Genomic DNA, 16881 nt, shown 5'->3' on the forward strand with positions numbered 1-16881 from the left:
GTTTCTCGTTACGCGAATCACGCGCGCAACGCAAAATATCCCGGATATAAGTAGTAGCAGAGCGTCGAATTTTTGCCAGTCATACACCCAATTGTTTTGCTAACCAGTCACAGATTTGATTTAACGCTTTCTCAAAACTGGAGAACACCGGCGTGGCGGGTATTGCCAATACTTTGCCCTGTGCGGAAGAGTTGGCAATCAATTGAGCCTCTTCTTCTGGGCTGAACAAATCGCCCGGCCAGTATGCCGCCAGCATCGGCGTCGGCGTGCGACGCCCCAACAGACCCTGCACCTTCAGTGAATAGCGATTGAGCTCAATGCGCAGGTTGCTGTCAGACGCGGACGGCATCCCCAGGCGACTGGCCAACATGTCCATGTACATGTCCGGTAGTTGCTGCTGGCGTTGCTCATCGACAAATACGTTGTGCACCATCGCGCCCAGTGTCGCGACCGCACGCAGGCGTGGCACTTCCAGATAAGCCAGTCGGGTGGCGACATTGGCGCCAAAGCGATAACCAAACAGTGCCACGCGCGTGTGATCAACCCACGGCACATTGCTCAGTTCACGCAGCACCTGCTGGTGAAGCTGACTGGTGTCCTGGTTCAGCTTCCATTTGCTGCTGAAGCCCACCGAGGGCATATCCAGCGTCAACATGGCGATGCCACGCGGCGCCAGATAATCGTGGAACAGGCGATAATGATCGCTCTGCAGCGAATCCAGGCCACCGCACAGCAGCACCGTTGGGTATGGGGCTTTGGCCTCAGCAGGCATATGCAGGAAACCGGTGACCGGGCTGCCACCGCTGATCTGGAAGGTCAGCGCTTTCAGCTCACCCGGCAGACGCTGCGTGGCCTCTTCGTATGCCCGGTTTGCCAGCACCTGTGCCTGATCGGCCAGATCATCGCCTTTGATATAGGGATAGGCGGCAATACTGTAGAGATTAGATGCGCGCATCCACTGATGCCCAGCTTCCTCGTGATCTTCATTCTCCATCGCGCGCTGTTGCCATAAGGCGGCCTGCTTCGACCACTCAAAGTTCCAGTTCCCACCGCGATAACCAATCACCGTGTCGAGTTGGGTGTCATCAGTGTGCTCATACTCACTGATAGCGATGCGCGCCAGCACTTCGCTGATCTCCTGCGGAGACAGGCCGCGCCACGTCCACAGCAGCTTGTTGAGCATGCGATACCAGCAAGGTTGGGTATCCCCTTCGAGGGTGTTGTGCACCTGAACCGGATGATGGTGCTGACGGTGCACCAGAGAGGAGGTTTCCGGGTGTTTAAAGCGGGGCTTAAAAAGCTCTTCGCTGAGGTTTTTATCCGACATCTTAGACGTTCTCCCGCGATAGTCGCATAGATGCCTAAGAGTGTACTGCACCCGCATGTTGGGTGCGAGGCGTAGAATGCACAACGCCCGGCATAGCCGGGCGTTGTTTGCGTTACATCAATCAGCTTTTGACGATTGGCGGGATGTAAACCACGCCCATGTCCCACGGCTGTTCGATCCAGGTGTTCTGCGGAATATCGACAATGTAGTCGTCCACCAGCGAACGACCAGCTGGCTTAGCGAAGATGGTGCAGAAGCGCGCTTTTGGATACATATCGCGGATCGCTTGCGCGGTGCCACCGGTATCCACCAGGTCATCAATCACGATGAAACCTTCACCGTCGCCTTCCGCACGCTTCAGCACTTTCATTTCACGCTGATGATCGTGGTCATAGCTTGAGATGCAGACGGTATCGACATAGCGAATACCCAATTCACGCGCCAGCAGCGATGCCGGAACCAGACCACCGCGGCTGACCGCAATGATACCTTTCCACTGTTCCACAGGAAGCAGGCGCTGGGCCAGTTTGCGGGCATGGATCTGCAACATGTCCCAGGTGACGACGTATTTTTCGCTCATAAAAGAAATCCCGACCAACAATGTTGGTTTAAAAATAGGCAAGGGGGAAAAGGTTGCGCGAGATTATAAGGATCTGACGCGTCAAAAACCAGCATCTGTCGCATTGGATGCAGGATTTTAGCGCGCCTGAGTACGCACCCGGTGAAAAACAGTGATATTCTCAGCCACATCACGTCAGATGTGCTGACGGCGATCTTTCACTGGAACCCGGCGTGCGAGCGGTATGTCCGCCGCGCTGACACAGGAGATGCATTGTGTCTGAATTGTCGCAACTTTCCCCCCAACCGCTGTGGGATATTTTCGCTAAAATCTGCTCCATTCCACACCCTTCTTACCATGAAGAAGCGCTGGCCGAACACGTGGTCAACTGGGCCAAAGAGCAAGGCTTTTGGGTTGAGCGCGATCAGGTCGGCAATATCCTGATTCGTAAACCGGCCACTGCGGGCATGGAAAAACGTACCCCTGTCGCGCTGCAGGCGCACCTCGATATGGTGCCGCAGAAGAACAACGATACGGTGCACGACTTCACTAAAGACCCGATTCAACCTTATGTTGATGGCGAGTGGGTTAAAGCGCGTGGCACCACGCTGGGTGCCGACAACGGTATTGGCATGGCTTCTGCGCTGGCGGTGCTGGCTGATAACAGCCTGACCCACGGCCCACTGGAAGTGCTGCTGACCATGACCGAAGAATCGGGCATGGATGGCGCTTTTGGTCTCAAGCCAAACTGGCTACAAGCCGATATCCTTATCAACACCGACTCTGAAGAAGAGGGTGAGATCTACATGGGTTGCGCGGGGGGTATTGATTTCATCACCACCCTGCCATTAAACCGTGAAGCCGTACCTGCGGGCTTTGAAACCCTGAAGCTAACGCTGAAAGGCCTGAAAGGCGGCCACTCCGGTGCCGATATTCATCATGGTCTGGGCAACGCCAACAAGCTGCTGGCGCGTTTCTTTGCGGTCTACGCGCAGGAACTGGATGTGCGTCTGATTGAGTTCACTGGCGGCACGCTGCGTAATGCGATTCCGCGCGAAGCTTTTGCCACGCTGGCAATCGACAGCCATAAAGTGGATGCACTCAAATCGGCTGCGGCTCATTTCCAGGCCACGCTGCTGAACGAGCTGGGCATTAAAGAGAAGAACATTGCGTTAACCACCGAGCCGCTGGCACATCAGGGCCAGGCGCTGACCACCGACAGCCGCGATCGCTTCATCAACCTGCTGAACAGCACCCCGAACGGTGTGATTCGCAACTCTGACGTGGCCAAAGGCGTGGTGGAAACCTCGCTGAACGTCGGCGTGGTGACCATGGATCAGGACAATGCCGAAATCATCTGCTTGATTCGTTCACTGATCGACACCGGCAAAGATTGGGTGGTGGAAACCCTGACTTCACTGGGCCAGTTGGCTGGCGCGAAAACCGCACCAAAAGGCGGTTATCCTGGCTGGCAGCCTGATGCTGATTCACCGGTGATGGCGCTGACGCGTAAAACCTATGAAGCCCTGTTTGGCAAAACGCCAAACATTCAGGTGATTCACGCGGGTCTGGAGTGTGGTCTGTTCAAGAAGCCGTATCCGAACATGGATATGGTGTCGATTGGGCCAACCATTACCGGTCCACACTCACCGGATGAGCAGGTGCACATTGAGAGCGTCGGTCTGTACTGGAAACTGCTGACTGCGCTGCTGAACGTGGTGCCAGAGAAGGCGTAAGTCTTTGCGATGCTGTAAGGAACCAGGCTAAGGCCTGGTTTTTTTATGCCTGCAATCCTGAGGTTAAGGATTCTCTTGCTAATAAGGCCGCAATATTTGCCGGAACCCATTTTGAGACCGACAGTAACATGCAGCATATTTCACTATAAATCCTGCTTATTACCCCAGCATTCTACCACTCCACACTCCCTCTCTAGTTTTAGACGCCGTTACGCCCAGATGTCTGGATGGCTAATAAGATTTCGTGCTAGCTTATGCGCTTTCGTTTGTTGCCCAGCGTTATGGGTTCAGAAAAAATGCCACCCACTCTCTTAATGAAAGGCCTGCCCCATGAGTGCGATTAACCGCCTGGAGATGCGTAATATCTCCATCGCTTTTGGCGGTTTTGCCGCACTGACCCAGGTCGATTTTCTGACCGAGGGCGGATCGGTGCATGCGTTGACCGGAGCCAATGGCGCGGGAAAATCCACCCTGATGGCAGTGCTATCCGGCGCGCACAGTGATTACAGCGGCGAGATTCTGCTGGACGATGCGCCGGTCTCCATTCGTTCACCGCGCGATGCCAAAAAACTCGGTATTCATTTGGTGCAGCAGGAAGTGGATGTGGCGCTGGTGCCGCAGCTCAGCGTGGCAGAAAACATTCTGCTCGATCAGCTGGCAGAACCCGGCCATGTCTATAGCTGGCGCGAGATCCGCCGTCAGGCGCGTGCCCTGCTCAATCAGCTGGAAGTGAACATCGATGTTAATCGTCTGGTGGAACGCTGCTCGCTGGCGGAGAAACAACAAATCCTGCTGGCGCGCGCCCTCTCCCATCACTGCCGTTTTCTCATTCTGGATGAACCGACCGCGCCGCTGGATCAGCATGAAAGCGAGCGTCTGTTTACCGTGGTGCGTCGTTTACAAAGCAACGGCATTGGCGTGGTGTTTATCTCCCACCGCATTCACGAACTCAAAGCGATTTGCGATCGCTTAACCGTGCTGCGCGATGGCCGCTTGATTGAAAGCAGCCCGATGGCGGCACTGAGTGGCGAGCAGATTGTTGAGAAAATGCTGGGGCACCAGTTGACCGATGTCTATCCACCTCGCCGTGAACAGAGTGAGCAACCGCTGCTGCTGTCGGTGGAAGGTCTGCACGATGATCAACTGCTGGCGGACATTTCACTGCATCTGCGCAAAGGCGAAATCCTCGGCATTGCCGGCTTAGCGGGTGCAGGGAAAACCGAGCTGTGTAAGGCGCTGTTTGGTGCAAACAAAAGCCGCGTAGAAAAAGGCGAGCTGCACGGCAAACCGTGGCGACCGCGTTCTCCACATGATTCGGTGGAAAACCGTATGGCGCTGGTGCCGGAAGAGCGTCGTAAAGAGGGTATTTTCATTGATGAACCGGTGAGCATGAACCTGAGCGTCAGCGCGGACAACAGTTTTTCCCGCTGGAGCCTGTTCGGTCATCGTCAGGCCTGGCGCTGGGCCGAAGAGGTGATTCAGCGCCTCAACGTGCGTACCACCGGCCCGGCGCAGATTCTGCGTCGTCTGTCGGGCGGGAATCAGCAAAAAGTGGCGATTGGAAAATGGCTGCGCAACAACGCCGATGTGCTGATTCTTGATGAGCCAACTAAAGGTGTCGATATCAAAGCCAAAACCGATCTGTTCAGCCTGATTGACGGCCTGGCACGTGAAGGCAAAGGCATCATCTACGCTTCGGGCGAGTTTTCCGAACTGGTCGGCTTATGTGACCGTATTTGTGTGCTCTGGGATGGGCGCATTGTGGCAGAGATGGAAGGTCGTCAGGCCACAGAAGAGATGCTATTGCTTTATTCCACCGGAGGAACCCCTGCGTGAGCAGCAAAGAACTATCCCTGAACCCGCAGGTTTCTCTGCGTCATAAACTATTCGATTTTCTCTATAAATGGGGCATGTTGCTGACCGTGGTGATTCTGATCACTGGGTTTGGTCTGGCATCGGACAGCTTCCTCGAGCCCACCAACATCATCAACATCCTGCGTTCGATTGCTATCGTCACGGTAATTGCGATTGGTGTGTCGATTTCGCTGACCATCGGCGGCTTCGATTTGTCGGTAGGCTCAACCGCCTCACTGGCCAATGCGCTGGTGATTTCGCTGTTTGTCTGGCACGGCTTTGGCACCACCGAAGCCATTATCATCACGCTGCTGCTGTGCACTCTGGTGGGGCTGCTAAACAGCTTCCTGATCGTGATTCTGCGCATTCCCGACATGCTGGCTACACTGGCCACCCTGTTTGTCATTCAGGGCGTGGCGATGACTTACAGCTTCGGCGGTTCGATTACCGAGAATATGGTGATGCCAAGCGGCGATATGGCGGAGGGCACTATCCCCGCAGCGTTCGGTCTGTTGGGTCAGGTGCCGACCATTGTGATCATCATGCTGGTAGTGACGATTGTGGCACAACTGGCACTGTCATTGACCAAGCATGGCCGTCGCATGTACGCGCTGGGTGGCAATCCAGAAGCCGCACGCCTTTCCGGTATTCGCACCACGCGCTACCGCGTTTTGGCCTATGTACTCGCATCGCTGCTGGCCGGATTAGGCGGCATTCTGCTGGCATCGCGTATTGGCTCCTCGCAGGTGAACGCCGGCAGTGGATATTTGATGGATGCCGTTGCCGCGGCATGGATCGGCTTCTCGCTGGCCGGTTCCGGCAAACCTAACGCGCTCGGTACGCTGGTGGGCGCGGTGATTCTGGGTGTGTTGCAGAACGGGCTGGTGATGTTGTCCGTGCCTTATTACGCCATGGACATTATCAAAGGCCTGGTGCTGGCTCTGGCCCTGGCGATTACCTACATTCAGCGCCGCTAAGGCGCGTTTACTGAGAAAGAGATTCTAATGAAAAAAATTACCCTTTCGCTGCTGGCCTTAAGCCTGCTGAACGCCAGCGCTGCCTTTGCCGATACCGTTACCCCGGTTCCCGCAGCGATTGCGAATCACGAAGGTCCGGTGCGCATCGCCATCATCCGTAACCTGGGGTCTGACGATAACACCACGCAGTTTATTGCCGGTGCCATTCAGCAAGGTCGTCAACTGGGCTTTAAAGTCAGTACTTTCCTGAGTAACGGCGATGATGCGCGTTTCCAGGACTTTGTTAATCAGGCGATCAGCCAGAAATACGATGGCATCATTCTCTCTCACGGCAAAGAACCCTACTCCACCGCTCTGGTGCAACACATTGTCGATGCAGGTATCAAACTGTCCGTCTTTGATACCCCGGTAAATACGCCGGTCAATGGCGTGACCGTCACTGCGCAAGATGATGCCTCGCTGGCGCAGGCGTCACTGGGTCAGTTGATCAGTGATTTCCATGGTAAAGCCAACATCATCAAACTGTGGGTCGCAGGCTTCCCGCCGCAGGAACGTCGCCAGGTAGTTTATGAGAAACTGCTGAAAGAGAATCCAGGCATTCATCAGCTGGAATCCATTGGCGCAGTTTCTACCGATGTACAGGGCGACACCGCCAACAAAGTGGGTGCGATCCTGGCAAAATATCCAAAAGGTAAAATAGATGCGATTTGGGCGTCGTGGGACGCGTTCAGTCAGGGTGCTTATAAAGCGCTACAAGAGAATGGTCGTACTGAAATCAAAATCTACAGTATTGACGTGTCCAACCAGGACTTGCAGTTGATGCATGAGAAGAACAGCCCATGGGTGCAGACGGTCGCGGTCGATCCAAAAACCATCGGTGCGGTCAATATGCGCTTAGTGGCCAATAAAATCGCGGGTGAAGCCACTCCGGCAAGCTACGAGTTTAAAGCGTCTTCCATTTCGCAGCAGTTGCTGAATAGCCAGCAAGGGGCGATTAACGTAGCAACCCTGAACAAGATTATTCCAGGCTGGGGTGTGAACAACGATTTTGTTGCGCCGTGGTTTGCCACGCTGGAAGCGAAGTACGCTAAGAAGTAATTCAGTGGCCGAATAGGGCATCCTGGCGGCGCTTCAAGCCGCCAGGATGATAGCCAAGGCCATACTCAAGGTTTTACCAACCCAACACTAGCTGCCGCTCCAATTGCGGATCCACCAGCGTCACATGCAATCCCACCAACCGCACGCCGCGCCCGGCACGCCTTTCATCCCATGCCTGCCGCGCCACTGCGATCATGTCATCCTTGTTCAACACCGGCCAGACATGCTCCTGCGTGGTCTGCTGGAAATCATTAAATTTGAGCTTCACGCCCTGACGCGCGATTTGCTTGTCGGGACGGATATTTGTCAGGCGTCGATCCAGCTCAGCATAGAGGTAATCAATGATTGCCAGACACTGCTCCCAGTTGTGGATGTCCTCCATCAATGTGCGTTCGACACCGAGCGATTTGCGTTCGCGCTCCACCACCACATCGCGTTCATCAATGCCGTTGCTGCGCTCCCAGAGCACGCGGCCGAATTTACCAAATCTCTTCAGCAGCAAGGCGAGATCGGCTCTCTGCACATCGGCGCAGGTGCGCAGTCCCATCTCTTCCAGTTTTTTGGTCGCCACTTTTCCTACGCCAGGAATTTTGCTCAACGGTAGCGTCAGTAAAAAGTCCGGCATCACTTGCGGTGTAATGACGTATTGCCCGTTGGGCTTATTTAAATCGGAGGCGATCTTGGCGAGGAATTTGATCGGCGCAATGCCAGCCGAGGCGGTTAAACCGGTTTCGCGCAGGATATCGGCACGTATCGCCTGCGCCATTAGCGTCGCTGATCCCTGACAATGCTCGCTATCGGTGACATCAAGATACGCTTCATCCAGTGATAAGGGCTCAATCAATGGGGTGTAGCGTGAGAAAATATCGCGTATCTGGCGTGACGCCTCTTTATAGGCATCGAAGCGTCCAGGCAGTAATTTCAGATGCGGGCAGAGCTTGAGCGCCATTGCCGTCGGCATCGCGCTGCGCACGCCATATTTGCGCGCGGGATAGTTGGCGGTGCTGATGACACCACGCTGCACCCGGCTGCCGCCAATGGCGATAGGTATATCCGTTAATGAAGGATCGTCGCGCATTTCAACGGCCGCGAAAAAGCAGTCCATATCGACATGAATGATTTTGCGCATACGCCCTCCGAATACTGGATAAGTATACAGCAGTAAAAAACTTCGGCAATATTTGTTGAGCGATGAATTAAAGTTTACAAAATTCTGGTCGTAATCCCTTTAGGATTGCACCATTTTCACGGAGACTGTCTTGATTAAACCTCAGACAATGTTAATGTTGCGCTGCGGTAGCGGATATTTCCGATAATGCAATACCAAGACGCTCAGCGTCATCGTCTCTCTTCACTTCAAGGTACACACAGAATGGGCAGAATCGCATTGTGGCTTGCGATGATTCTTATGCCAGTCCTTAGCTGGGCCATTTCGCCAGAGCCAACGCAACTGTCGGCACCGGTGAGCAAAGAGTTAAAGAAACAATTACTTGGCACTCCTGTTTTTATTCAGATCTTCAAGGAAGAGCGTACGCTGGAACTGTACGGCAAAATCGGTAATGAATATCGTCTGCTGGACAGCTATCGCATTTGTAATTTCTCTGGCGGATTAGGGCCTAAGCGTCGTCAGGGCGATTTTAAAAGTCCGGAAGGGTTTTATAACGTTAAGCTGAACCAGTTAAAACCGGACAGCCGTTTCTACCGCGCGATTAATACCGGCTTCCCGAATCAATACGATCGTGATAAAGGCTATGACGGTAACTATTTGATGATTCACGGTGATTGCGTCTCAATTGGCTGCTACGCCATGACCAACGCATCAATGGACGAGATCTTTACCTACGTCAACGCTGCGCTGCGCAACGGTCAGCAGGATGTACAGATCAATATCTATCCGTTCCATATGACCGATAGCAACATGCAGCGTCATCGCTACTCAACGTACATCAACTTCTGGCGTGAACTGCAGCCGGGTTATGCGTACTTTGAGAAGTACCACATACCGCCAACGGTTAACGTGACGACGACGGGTCAATATGCGGTGAACAGCACGCCGGTGATTTCTACACCGGATGCTGCCTCGAAGTCATTCCTGGCGCTCACCCAGGCAAAATAATGCCCACTCGCCTGGCACTATTCGGTGCCAGGTTTCATTTCCTGTCAGCGGCTGTGTCGCAATCACCGTCACAACGTCCTTCGGTGTTGTCTGCTGCATAAAATCAATTTCTACATCCTGATCGAGCAATTTGGCTTTGCCAAAAGGCGCACGACGAGTGATCCAATACAGATTGGTCGAGCAGAACGCCATCAGATAACGACCGTCCGACAGCAGCATGTTAAACACGCCCTTCTCGCGCATCTCAGCCGCCAGCTCAGCAATGTAGCGAAATACCGCCGGCCAGTTGCCCGGAGTGCGCGGATAACGCTCAGACAGCTTATGCAGGATCCAGCAAAACGCTTTCTCACTGTCCGTTTCGCCAACGGGGCGGAAAGTCCCGGTTTCCAACTGTTTGTAGCCTTTCAGCTGCCCGTTGTGCGCGTAGGTCCAGTTACGTCCCCACAGCTCACGGGTAAACGGATGGGTGTTTTCCAGCGACACTTCACCACGATTCGCCTGGCGGATATGAGCGACCACGGAATGTGATTTGATCGGATATTCCTGCACCAAACGGGCGATCGGTGAGTTAAAGCTGGGCTGAGGATCTTTGAATGTGCGGCACCCTTTTCCTTCATAGAAAGTGATGCCCCAGCCATCTTTATGCGGCCCGGTTCCGCCGCCACGCTGCACCAGACCGGTAAAACTGAAACAGATGTCCGTGGGGACATTGGCGCTCATCCCGAGCAATTCGCACATAGCAACCGCCTTAAGTCAGCACTCCCGCGTGAGCAGGAGTGACGCGTCATTACTTAACCATCTCTTTTTCGATCAGCAGCATCAGGATATGAATCACTTTAATGTGAATCTCCTGAATGCGGTCAGCGTAGCCAAAATGCGGTACGCGAATTTCGATGTCCGCTGTGCCTGCCATTTTGCCGCCATCTTTACCGGTCAGGGTAATCACTTTCATCCCTTTGGCGCGTGCCGATTCGACCGCTTTGATGATGTTCGCCGAGTTACCTGAAGTGGACAGGCCCAGCAGCACGTCGCCTTCACGGCCTACGGCTTCGATATAGCGCGAGAACACATGGTCATAACCAAAATCGTTGCTGACGCAGGAAAGGTGGCTCACATCAGAGATGGCAATCGCCGGGTAGCCAGGACGATTTTCACGGTAGCGCCCCGTCAGCTCTTCAGCAAAGTGCATCGCATCACAGTGAGAACCACCGTTGCCACAGGAGAGCACTTTGCCCCCTGCTTTGAAGCTGTCTGCCAGCAAGACTGCCGCGCGCTGAATCGCGTGAATGTTCGCTTCGTCACTCAGGAATTTATTAAGCGTATCGGCTGCTTCATTAAGTTCTGAGCGAATAATGTCCTGATACATAGGGATGTCCTTTAGAGGAAAGATTTACTCTGCAAGTTTAACGGAATGGGACAAAGCCGCAAAGCGCCTGCATCGGGGAAAAAGGCCCAGGCTTTGCCATTCCTGCTCTGTTGGTGTCCAGAGAGTGCGATTTTGTGAGTTCTGTTGTAATTGCGATGTAAACAGATTGCTAAAAAGCGATCACTGCTCTAAAACTTACCCTATAACAGGTCAGACCTCTTACAACTTACGGAGCGGTTCATTATGTTGCTTGCCTCGATTGTCGCGACGCTGATTGTCATTAGCGCCCTCTTTTACCATCAAGTTTCGCTGCGGCTCAGCAGCGTAATCCTGTTGCTATGGACCGCCGGGCTGGCTGCTGCAGGCCTGTGGACGCCGTGGCTGCTGCTGCCACTGGCAATTATCCTGCTGCCCTTCAATCTGCCGGCCATGCGTCGCAGTATGTTCTCCAAACCTGCGCTGCACAGCTTCCAGAAAGTGATGCCGCCGATGTCGCGTACGGAAAAGGAAGCGATTGATGCCGGTACGACCTGGTGGGAAGGCGATCTGTTTCGTGGCAAGCCAGACTGGCAGAAACTGCACAACTATCCGCAGCCACGTCTGACGGAAGAGGAACAAGCCTTCCTCGAGGGGCCGGTCGAAGAAGCCTGTCGTATGGCGAATGATTTCCAGATCACTCACGAACTGGCCGATCTTCCGCCGGAACTGTGGGCGTATCTCAAGCAGCATCGCTTCTTCGCCATGATCATTAAGAAAGAGTATGGCGGCCTCGAATTCTCCGCCTATGCTCAGGCGCGCGTGTTGCAAAAACTGGCGGGCGTTTCCGGTATCCTGGCGATCACCGTGGGTGTACCTAACTCACTCGGCCCAGGCGAACTGTTGCAGCATTACGGCACCGATGAGCAGAAAGATCACTATTTACCACGTCTGGCACGCGGCGATGAAATTCCGTGCTTCGCGCTGACCAGCCCGGAAGCGGGTTCGGATGCGGGTGCCATTCCGGATACTGGCGTGGTGTGCATGGGCGAATGGCAAGGCCAGCAAGTGCTGGGCATGCGCCTGACATGGAATAAGCGTTACATTACGCTGGCACCGATTGCTACCGTGCTTGGCCTGGCCTTTAAACTCTCCGATCCCGATCATCTGCTGGGTGAGACTGAAGAGCTGGGCATTACCTGCGCCCTGATCCCGACGCAAACGCCGGGCGTAGAGATTGGCCATCGCCACTTCCCGCTTAACGTGCCGTTCCAGAACGGTCCAACACGCGGTAAAGATATTTTCGTGCCGATCGATTTCATCATCGGTGGCCCGTCGATGGCCGGTCAGGGCTGGCGTATGCTGGTTGAATGTCTGTCAGTCGGTCGCGGCATCACCTTGCCTTCCAACTCGACCGGTAGTCTGAAAAGCATTGCGCTGGCAACCGGTGCTTATGCGCATATCCGTCGTCAGTTCAAAGTCTCTATCGGTAAAATGGAAGGCATCGAGGAACCGCTGGCACGCATTGCCGGTAACGCCTATGTGATGGATGCGGCGGCTACGCTTATCACTAGCGGCATTATGCTGGGTGAAAAACCGGCGGTGCTGTCGGCGATTGTGAAATATCACTGCACCCACCGAGGCCAGCGCGCCATTATCGATGCGATGGATATCGCCGGCGGTAAAGGCATTATGCTGGGCGACAACAACTTCCTGGCGCGGGCTTATCAGGGCGCACCGATTGCGATTACCGTGGAAGGCGCCAATATCCTGACGCGCAGCATGATCATCTTTGGCCAGGGCGCGATTCGCTGCCATCCATGGGTGCTGGAAGAGATGAACGCTGCGGCGAAAAACGATCTGGTGGCCTTTGACCGTGCCTTGTTCAGCCATATTGGCCATGTCGGTAGCAACAAAGTGCGCAGTCTGTGGCTCGGTTTAACCGGAGGCCGCACCAGCGCGTCGCCAACCCGCGACGTGACCCGCCGCTACTATCAGCAACTCAACCGCCTGAGCGCCAACCTGGCACTGCTGTCAGATGTGTCGATGGCAGTGTTAGGCGGCAGCCTGAAACGTCGTGAACGTATCTCAGCACGTCTGGGGGATGTGCTGAGCCAGATGTATCTCGCCTCTGCCACCCTGAAACGCTTTGACGACGAAGGCCGCAATGAAGCCGATCTGCCGCTGGTGCACTGGGGCGTGCAGGATGCGCTGCATCAGGCTGAAGTGGCGATGGATGACCTGCTGCGTAACTTCCCTAATCGCCTGGTGGCAGGCGCGCTGCGCATGGTGATTTTCGCCGGTGGCAAACACTGCCCGGCACCGTCTGACAAACTGGATCACAAGCTGGCGAAGCTGTTGCAACTGCCGTCAGCCACCCGTACGCGTCTGGGCCGTGGCATGTACCTGACGCCAAGCGAACACAATCCAGCAGGCCAACTGGAGCAGGCGCTGCAGGATGTGATGGCAGCGGAAGTGATTCATGAACGTCTTTGCCAGCAGCAGAAAAAACATCTGTCGTTTACCCGTCTGGATGCGCTGGCACAGCGTGCGTTGAAAGAGGGCTGGATTGATGAGAGCGAAGCCAAAGTACTGACGCGCGCTGAAGCCAGCCGTCTCAAAGCCATCAACGTCGATGAGTTTGTGCCGGAGGCACTGGCCTCACCGAAGCCGCAGGATAAAGGCGCCCCGCGCGCCAGTGAAGCCGCGTAAAAACGAAAAAGCCTCCTGACGGAGGCTTTTTTAATGGGGCCAGGCATAACTTATCCCGCATACATAAGCGGTTTCGCTGCCAAAGCGGGCAGTGAATGGCGCAGTTATAAGATTGAAGCCTGACTTACCCCGCCTGACGAATGCGCGCAATCAGCGCATCGACATCCGCAATATGATCTGCCGCGAGAATCAACGTACGGCCCAGCGTGATGCAACTGCGAATACATTCTGTCCGCATGGTGTCATCAGCAATCTGTTTAAAATCGGCAACGTGTGACATGCCCACGGTGCGGCGAATCAACTCCGTGCCACAATAGCCAATGGTATCGCTCCATACTTTGCGCAGGAAGGCTTCCGCATAGCCCGGATACGCCAGCGCCACATCAGAAGTGTTGGCGTGTGCCAGTTCGAGGAAGCGGCTGGAGAACTGCGTCCAGACTTCATGCGCATCGCTCAGACGACGCTCACGCCCTTCTGCCGCTTCACGCGGGGCCAGCAGGCCCGGCAGGCAGCAGTAGTTAATCAGCAGATTGCCAATCGCGCTGCCGACATCAAAGCCTATCGGACCGAAATAGCCAAACTCCGCATCGATCACCTTCAGGCTACCATCGGCCACGAAGATGGAACCGCTGTGCACATCGCCGTGCAGTAGCGCTTCGGCATCCGCAAAGAAGCGGTGCTTCAGCCCGGCCACCGCGATTTTCAGCGCATCGTCAGTGCGCAGGCTGACCACCAGCGGCTCCAGTGCCGCCGGGTATTTATTACGCTCGTGATCGATAAAGGGATCGTTGAAGAACAGGTCTTCGGTGATTTCGCACATTTCCGGGTTGATGAAACGCGCGACTTCGGCCTTTTTCTTGTGCGGATGCAGGAAAAAATCAGAAGTATGGAACAGCGTCTGCGCCAGATATTCGCCCAGCTGACGACCCGCTTCAGGGTAGTAAGCCCCTTGCACCAGCTCGCCGCGCCAGATGCGATGGCTGGAAAGATCTTCCATCACCATCACCGCCAGTTCGGCATCGTAATGGGTGACGTTAACCGTGTGCTCTGGGCAATGTTTATAGTGCTCAACCAGCGTCTGCGCTTCGAGGCGCGCGCGATCCAACGTTAACGGCCAGGACTCACCCACGCAACGCACATAAGGCAGTGCCTGTTTCACTACCACACGGCTCTGTCCCAGGTTATCGAAAATCTTGAACACCAGGTTGAGATTACCATCGCCGATCTCTTCTGCGCTGACCAGCGCTGACGGATCGTCCACACCGCCAAATTTTTTAGCATATTCCACCGCATCAGCAGCGGTGAAGGTACGGTATTGCGACATTGCCTGTTCCTCGACATTCGATAGTAATAAGCCGTTTGGACGTCTATACATCCGTCACGCATGTTGGCACAATAGCCGCTATTAACGCAACAGGGATTTCACACCATGCAAACACTTCGTACCACCAGTCTTGAGGTCCGCGATAATCAACTGTGGATCCTCGACCAGCAAGCGCTGCCACAACAACAAAACTGGCTGCCTGCGCACACTGTGACGCAGTTGGTTGATCATATCCATGCGCTACGCGTGCGCGGCGCCCCGCTGATTGGCCTTTCAGCCAGCTTGCTGCTGGCGCTGTTGGGCGAGCAAGGTGTCACCCGCGCGGCATTGGCGGAAGCGCTGGAGGTGTTGCGTGCGTCACGCCCGACTGCCGTCAACCTGATGAACAATCTGGATCGTATGAAGATTGCGCTGGCGGAGAGCGATCACGTAAACGCCCTGAGCGCCGAAGCGCTGCGCCTGGTGGCAGAAGATAAGCAGCTGTGTGACAACATTGCCCGCGCCGGCAGCGCGCTGGTCAAGCCGGGCAGCCAGCTGCTGACGCACTGTAATACCGGCGGTCTCGCCACCGCTGGCGTGGGCACCGCACTGGGCGTGATTGCGCATGCCCATCAGCAAGGTTTAGTGAAAAACGTTTGGGTGGATGAGACGCGACCACTGCTGCAGGGCGGCCGTTTAACCGCGTGGGAACTGGGCGAACTGCACATTCCTTACCAGCTGATCACCGATTCGATGGCTGCAAGTTTAATGGCGCGCGGCGTGGTCGATGCGATTTGGGTCGGCGCAGACCGCATTGCCGCTAACGGCGACGTGGCGAACAAAATCGGCACCTACAGCCTGGCGGTACTGGCGCACTATCACGGTATTCCGTTCTATGTGGCGGCGCCGCACACCACGCTGGATCGCCTTTGTCCTAACGGCGATGCCATTCCCATTGAGCAGCGTGCCGCCAGTGAAGTCACCGGTGTGTCAGGCAGTTTTGGTAATGTGCAGTGGGCACCGGATAATGCGGTGGTCTACAACCCAGCGTTTGATGTCACGCCAGCTGCACTGATTAGCGGTTGGGTGTTGGATACTGGCGTCGTGACGCCAGAGCAGGTTAAGGAAGGGATTTTTCAGCCTTAAGGGTGCGCCAGATGGCGTATCCTGTGCTTACGGTGCGCCAGAAATGAAAAAGTCGCCATAAATGGCGACCTTATGATGACGAGCCCTATGTTGTCAGATGCACCCTGAAGAGTGCCCCTTCAATGGCTGATTCCATTTATGCGTATGCAGGTTTAAGCACACAGCGCGTTATGCCAGACGAGGATAAGCATCCGCAATCTTGTCGCCGGTAAAGTTGGCGATCCAGCCTTCCTGATTATCGAAAATACGAATCGCGGTAAAGTGCGGTTCAGAGCCCATATCAAACCAGTGTGCCGTGCCTTCAGGTACTGAAATCAGATCATTCTTCTCGCACAGAATCTGGTAAACCTCACTGCCAATATGCAGGCAAAACAGGCCAGACCCTTCGACGAAGAAACGCACTTCATCTTCGCTGTGCGTGTGTTCATTCAGGAACTTCTCGCGCAACGCCTGCTTGTTAGGATTGTCTGCACGCATACTCAGCACATCCCAACTCTGATAGCCCTTCTCTGCCACCAGACGATCGATCGCGTGCTGATAGGCTTTGATCACCGTTTCAGCGTCAGGGTCGTTACCCAGATCGCGATCCGCTTCCCAACGCTCAAAGCGAACGTTTTTGGCGTTCAGGCGCTCGCGAATCGCCTCGGCATCGGTACTGTGCCACAGTGGCTGGCTGGACTCGGTATCGCTAAAAATTGTCAGTGCACTCAT

The 16881-nt window shown here is 54.9% G+C and carries 14 protein-coding genes; 7 read left to right on the forward strand and 7 right to left on the reverse strand.

Going from position 1 to position 16881, the window contains the following annotated elements:
• Positions 1 to 79: 79 nt before the first annotated feature.
• Both frsA and gpt read right to left on the reverse strand, forming a co-directional pair.
• Positions 80 to 1327, reverse strand: a complete 1248-nt coding sequence (gene frsA, locus AC1MDE_RS14410) for an esterase FrsA (RefSeq protein ID WP_479401121.1) — start codon at positions 1325 to 1327, stop codon at positions 80 to 82.
• A 121-nt stretch (positions 1328 to 1448) separates the two neighbouring features.
• Positions 1449 to 1907 carry a xanthine phosphoribosyltransferase gene (gene gpt, locus AC1MDE_RS14415; RefSeq protein ID WP_034825338.1) on the reverse strand — a complete coding sequence of 153 codons (459 nt, stop codon included), beginning with the start codon at positions 1905 to 1907 and terminating at the stop codon, positions 1449 to 1451.
• 254 nt (positions 1908 to 2161) lie between these two features.
• Here gpt and pepD point away from each other — a divergent pair, with 254 nt between their 5' ends.
• The 4 genes from pepD to AC1MDE_RS14435 all read left to right on the forward strand — a co-directional run bounded on the left by pepD (position 2162) and on the right by AC1MDE_RS14435 (position 7551).
• The gene (pepD, locus tag AC1MDE_RS14420) at positions 2162 to 3622 is read left to right on the forward strand and encodes a beta-Ala-His dipeptidase (protein WP_480344751.1); all 1461 of its coding nucleotides are present in this window, start codon (positions 2162 to 2164) and stop codon (positions 3620 to 3622) included.
• Positions 3623 to 3952: 330 nt separating this feature from the next.
• Positions 3953 to 5458, forward strand: coding sequence for a sugar ABC transporter ATP-binding protein (locus tag AC1MDE_RS14425; protein WP_097117551.1), 1506 nt, complete (start codon positions 3953 to 3955; stop codon positions 5456 to 5458).
• Entirely contained in the window at positions 5455 to 6453 is a 999-nt protein-coding gene (locus tag AC1MDE_RS14430; protein ID WP_160834030.1) for an ABC transporter permease, read from the forward strand. The genes AC1MDE_RS14425 and AC1MDE_RS14430 overlap by 4 nt, the downstream gene beginning before the upstream one ends.
• A gap of 27 nt (positions 6454 to 6480) precedes the next feature.
• Positions 6481 to 7551 (forward strand): sugar ABC transporter substrate-binding protein, encoded by a 1071-nt coding sequence (locus AC1MDE_RS14435; protein ID WP_034825344.1) that lies wholly within the window; start codon positions 6481 to 6483, stop codon positions 7549 to 7551.
• A gap of 73 nt (positions 7552 to 7624) precedes the next feature.
• Here AC1MDE_RS14435 and dinB read toward each other — a convergent pair whose 3' ends face one another.
• On the reverse strand, positions 7625 to 8680 hold the full coding sequence (gene dinB, locus AC1MDE_RS14440; protein WP_097117553.1) for a DNA polymerase IV: 1056 nt from the start codon (positions 8678 to 8680) through the stop codon (positions 7625 to 7627).
• Between the two features lie 243 nt (positions 8681 to 8923).
• On the opposite strand from dinB, the gene dpaA reads away from it, so the two are divergent.
• Complete coding sequence (dpaA, locus tag AC1MDE_RS14445; RefSeq protein WP_058961547.1) at positions 8924 to 9667, forward strand: peptidoglycan meso-diaminopimelic acid protein amidase; 744 nt, start codon at positions 8924 to 8926, stop codon at positions 9665 to 9667.
• On the opposite strand, the gene AC1MDE_RS14450 is transcribed toward dpaA, so the two are convergent.
• Entirely contained in the window at positions 9638 to 10405 is a 768-nt protein-coding gene (locus AC1MDE_RS14450) for a class II glutamine amidotransferase (protein WP_058961548.1), read from the reverse strand. The genes dpaA and AC1MDE_RS14450 overlap by 30 nt on opposite strands.
• Before the next feature lie 49 nt (positions 10406 to 10454).
• A complete protein-coding gene (gene lpcA, locus AC1MDE_RS14455) occupies positions 10455 to 11033 on the reverse strand; it encodes a D-sedoheptulose 7-phosphate isomerase (protein WP_480344752.1) in 579 nt (192 codons plus the stop codon).
• Between the two features lie 243 nt (positions 11034 to 11276).
• On the opposite strand from lpcA, the gene fadE reads away from it, so the two are divergent.
• Positions 11277 to 13721: an acyl-CoA dehydrogenase FadE gene (fadE, locus tag AC1MDE_RS14460; RefSeq protein ID WP_479398055.1), complete on the forward strand. Its 2445-nt coding sequence runs from the start codon at positions 11277 to 11279 to the stop codon at positions 13719 to 13721.
• 124 nt (positions 13722 to 13845) lie between these two features.
• On the opposite strand, the gene mtnK is transcribed toward fadE, so the two are convergent.
• Positions 13846 to 15045, reverse strand: coding sequence for an S-methyl-5-thioribose kinase (gene mtnK / locus AC1MDE_RS14465; RefSeq protein ID WP_058961550.1), 1200 nt, complete (start codon positions 15043 to 15045; stop codon positions 13846 to 13848).
• Between the two features lie 105 nt (positions 15046 to 15150).
• On the opposite strand from mtnK, the gene mtnA reads away from it, so the two are divergent.
• Positions 15151 to 16170 (forward strand): S-methyl-5-thioribose-1-phosphate isomerase, encoded by a 1020-nt coding sequence (gene mtnA, locus AC1MDE_RS14470; RefSeq protein WP_058961551.1) that lies wholly within the window; start codon positions 15151 to 15153, stop codon positions 16168 to 16170.
• Positions 16171 to 16338: 168 nt separating this feature from the next.
• On the opposite strand, the gene AC1MDE_RS14475 is transcribed toward mtnA, so the two are convergent.
• On the reverse strand, positions 16339 to 16881 hold the full coding sequence (locus AC1MDE_RS14475; RefSeq protein ID WP_034825366.1) for a 1,2-dihydroxy-3-keto-5-methylthiopentene dioxygenase: 543 nt from the start codon (positions 16879 to 16881) through the stop codon (positions 16339 to 16341).

The organism is Pantoea folii (assembly GCF_056678875.1).

Excerpts from the sequence above, each read along its gene's own strand:
- frsA (WP_479401121.1), bottom strand. The coding sequence starts at position 1,327 with ATGTCGGATAAAAACCTCAGCGAAGAGCTTTTTAAGCCCCGCTTTAAA.
- gpt (WP_034825338.1), bottom strand. The coding sequence starts at position 1,907 with ATGAGCGAAAAATACGTCGTCACCTGGGACATGTTGCAGATCCATGCC.
- AC1MDE_RS14425 (WP_097117551.1), top strand. The coding sequence starts at position 3,953 with ATGAGTGCGATTAACCGCCTGGAGATGCGTAATATCTCCATCGCTTTT.
- AC1MDE_RS14435 (WP_034825344.1), top strand. The coding sequence starts at position 6,481 with ATGAAAAAAATTACCCTTTCGCTGCTGGCCTTAAGCCTGCTGAACGCC.
- dinB (WP_097117553.1), bottom strand. The coding sequence starts at position 8,680 with ATGCGCAAAATCATTCATGTCGATATGGACTGCTTTTTCGCGGCCGTT.
- dpaA (WP_058961547.1), top strand. The coding sequence starts at position 8,924 with ATGGGCAGAATCGCATTGTGGCTTGCGATGATTCTTATGCCAGTCCTT.
- AC1MDE_RS14450 (WP_058961548.1), bottom strand. The coding sequence starts at position 10,405 with ATGTGCGAATTGCTCGGGATGAGCGCCAATGTCCCCACGGACATCTGT.
- lpcA (WP_480344752.1), bottom strand. The coding sequence starts at position 11,033 with ATGTATCAGGACATTATTCGCTCAGAACTTAATGAAGCAGCCGATACG.
- fadE (WP_479398055.1), top strand. The coding sequence starts at position 11,277 with ATGTTGCTTGCCTCGATTGTCGCGACGCTGATTGTCATTAGCGCCCTC.
- mtnK (WP_058961550.1), bottom strand. The coding sequence starts at position 15,045 with ATGTCGCAATACCGTACCTTCACCGCTGCTGATGCGGTGGAATATGCT.
- mtnA (WP_058961551.1), top strand. The coding sequence starts at position 15,151 with ATGCAAACACTTCGTACCACCAGTCTTGAGGTCCGCGATAATCAACTG.
- AC1MDE_RS14475 (WP_034825366.1), bottom strand. The coding sequence starts at position 16,881 with ATGAGTGCACTGACAATTTTTAGCGATACCGAGTCCAGCCAGCCACTG.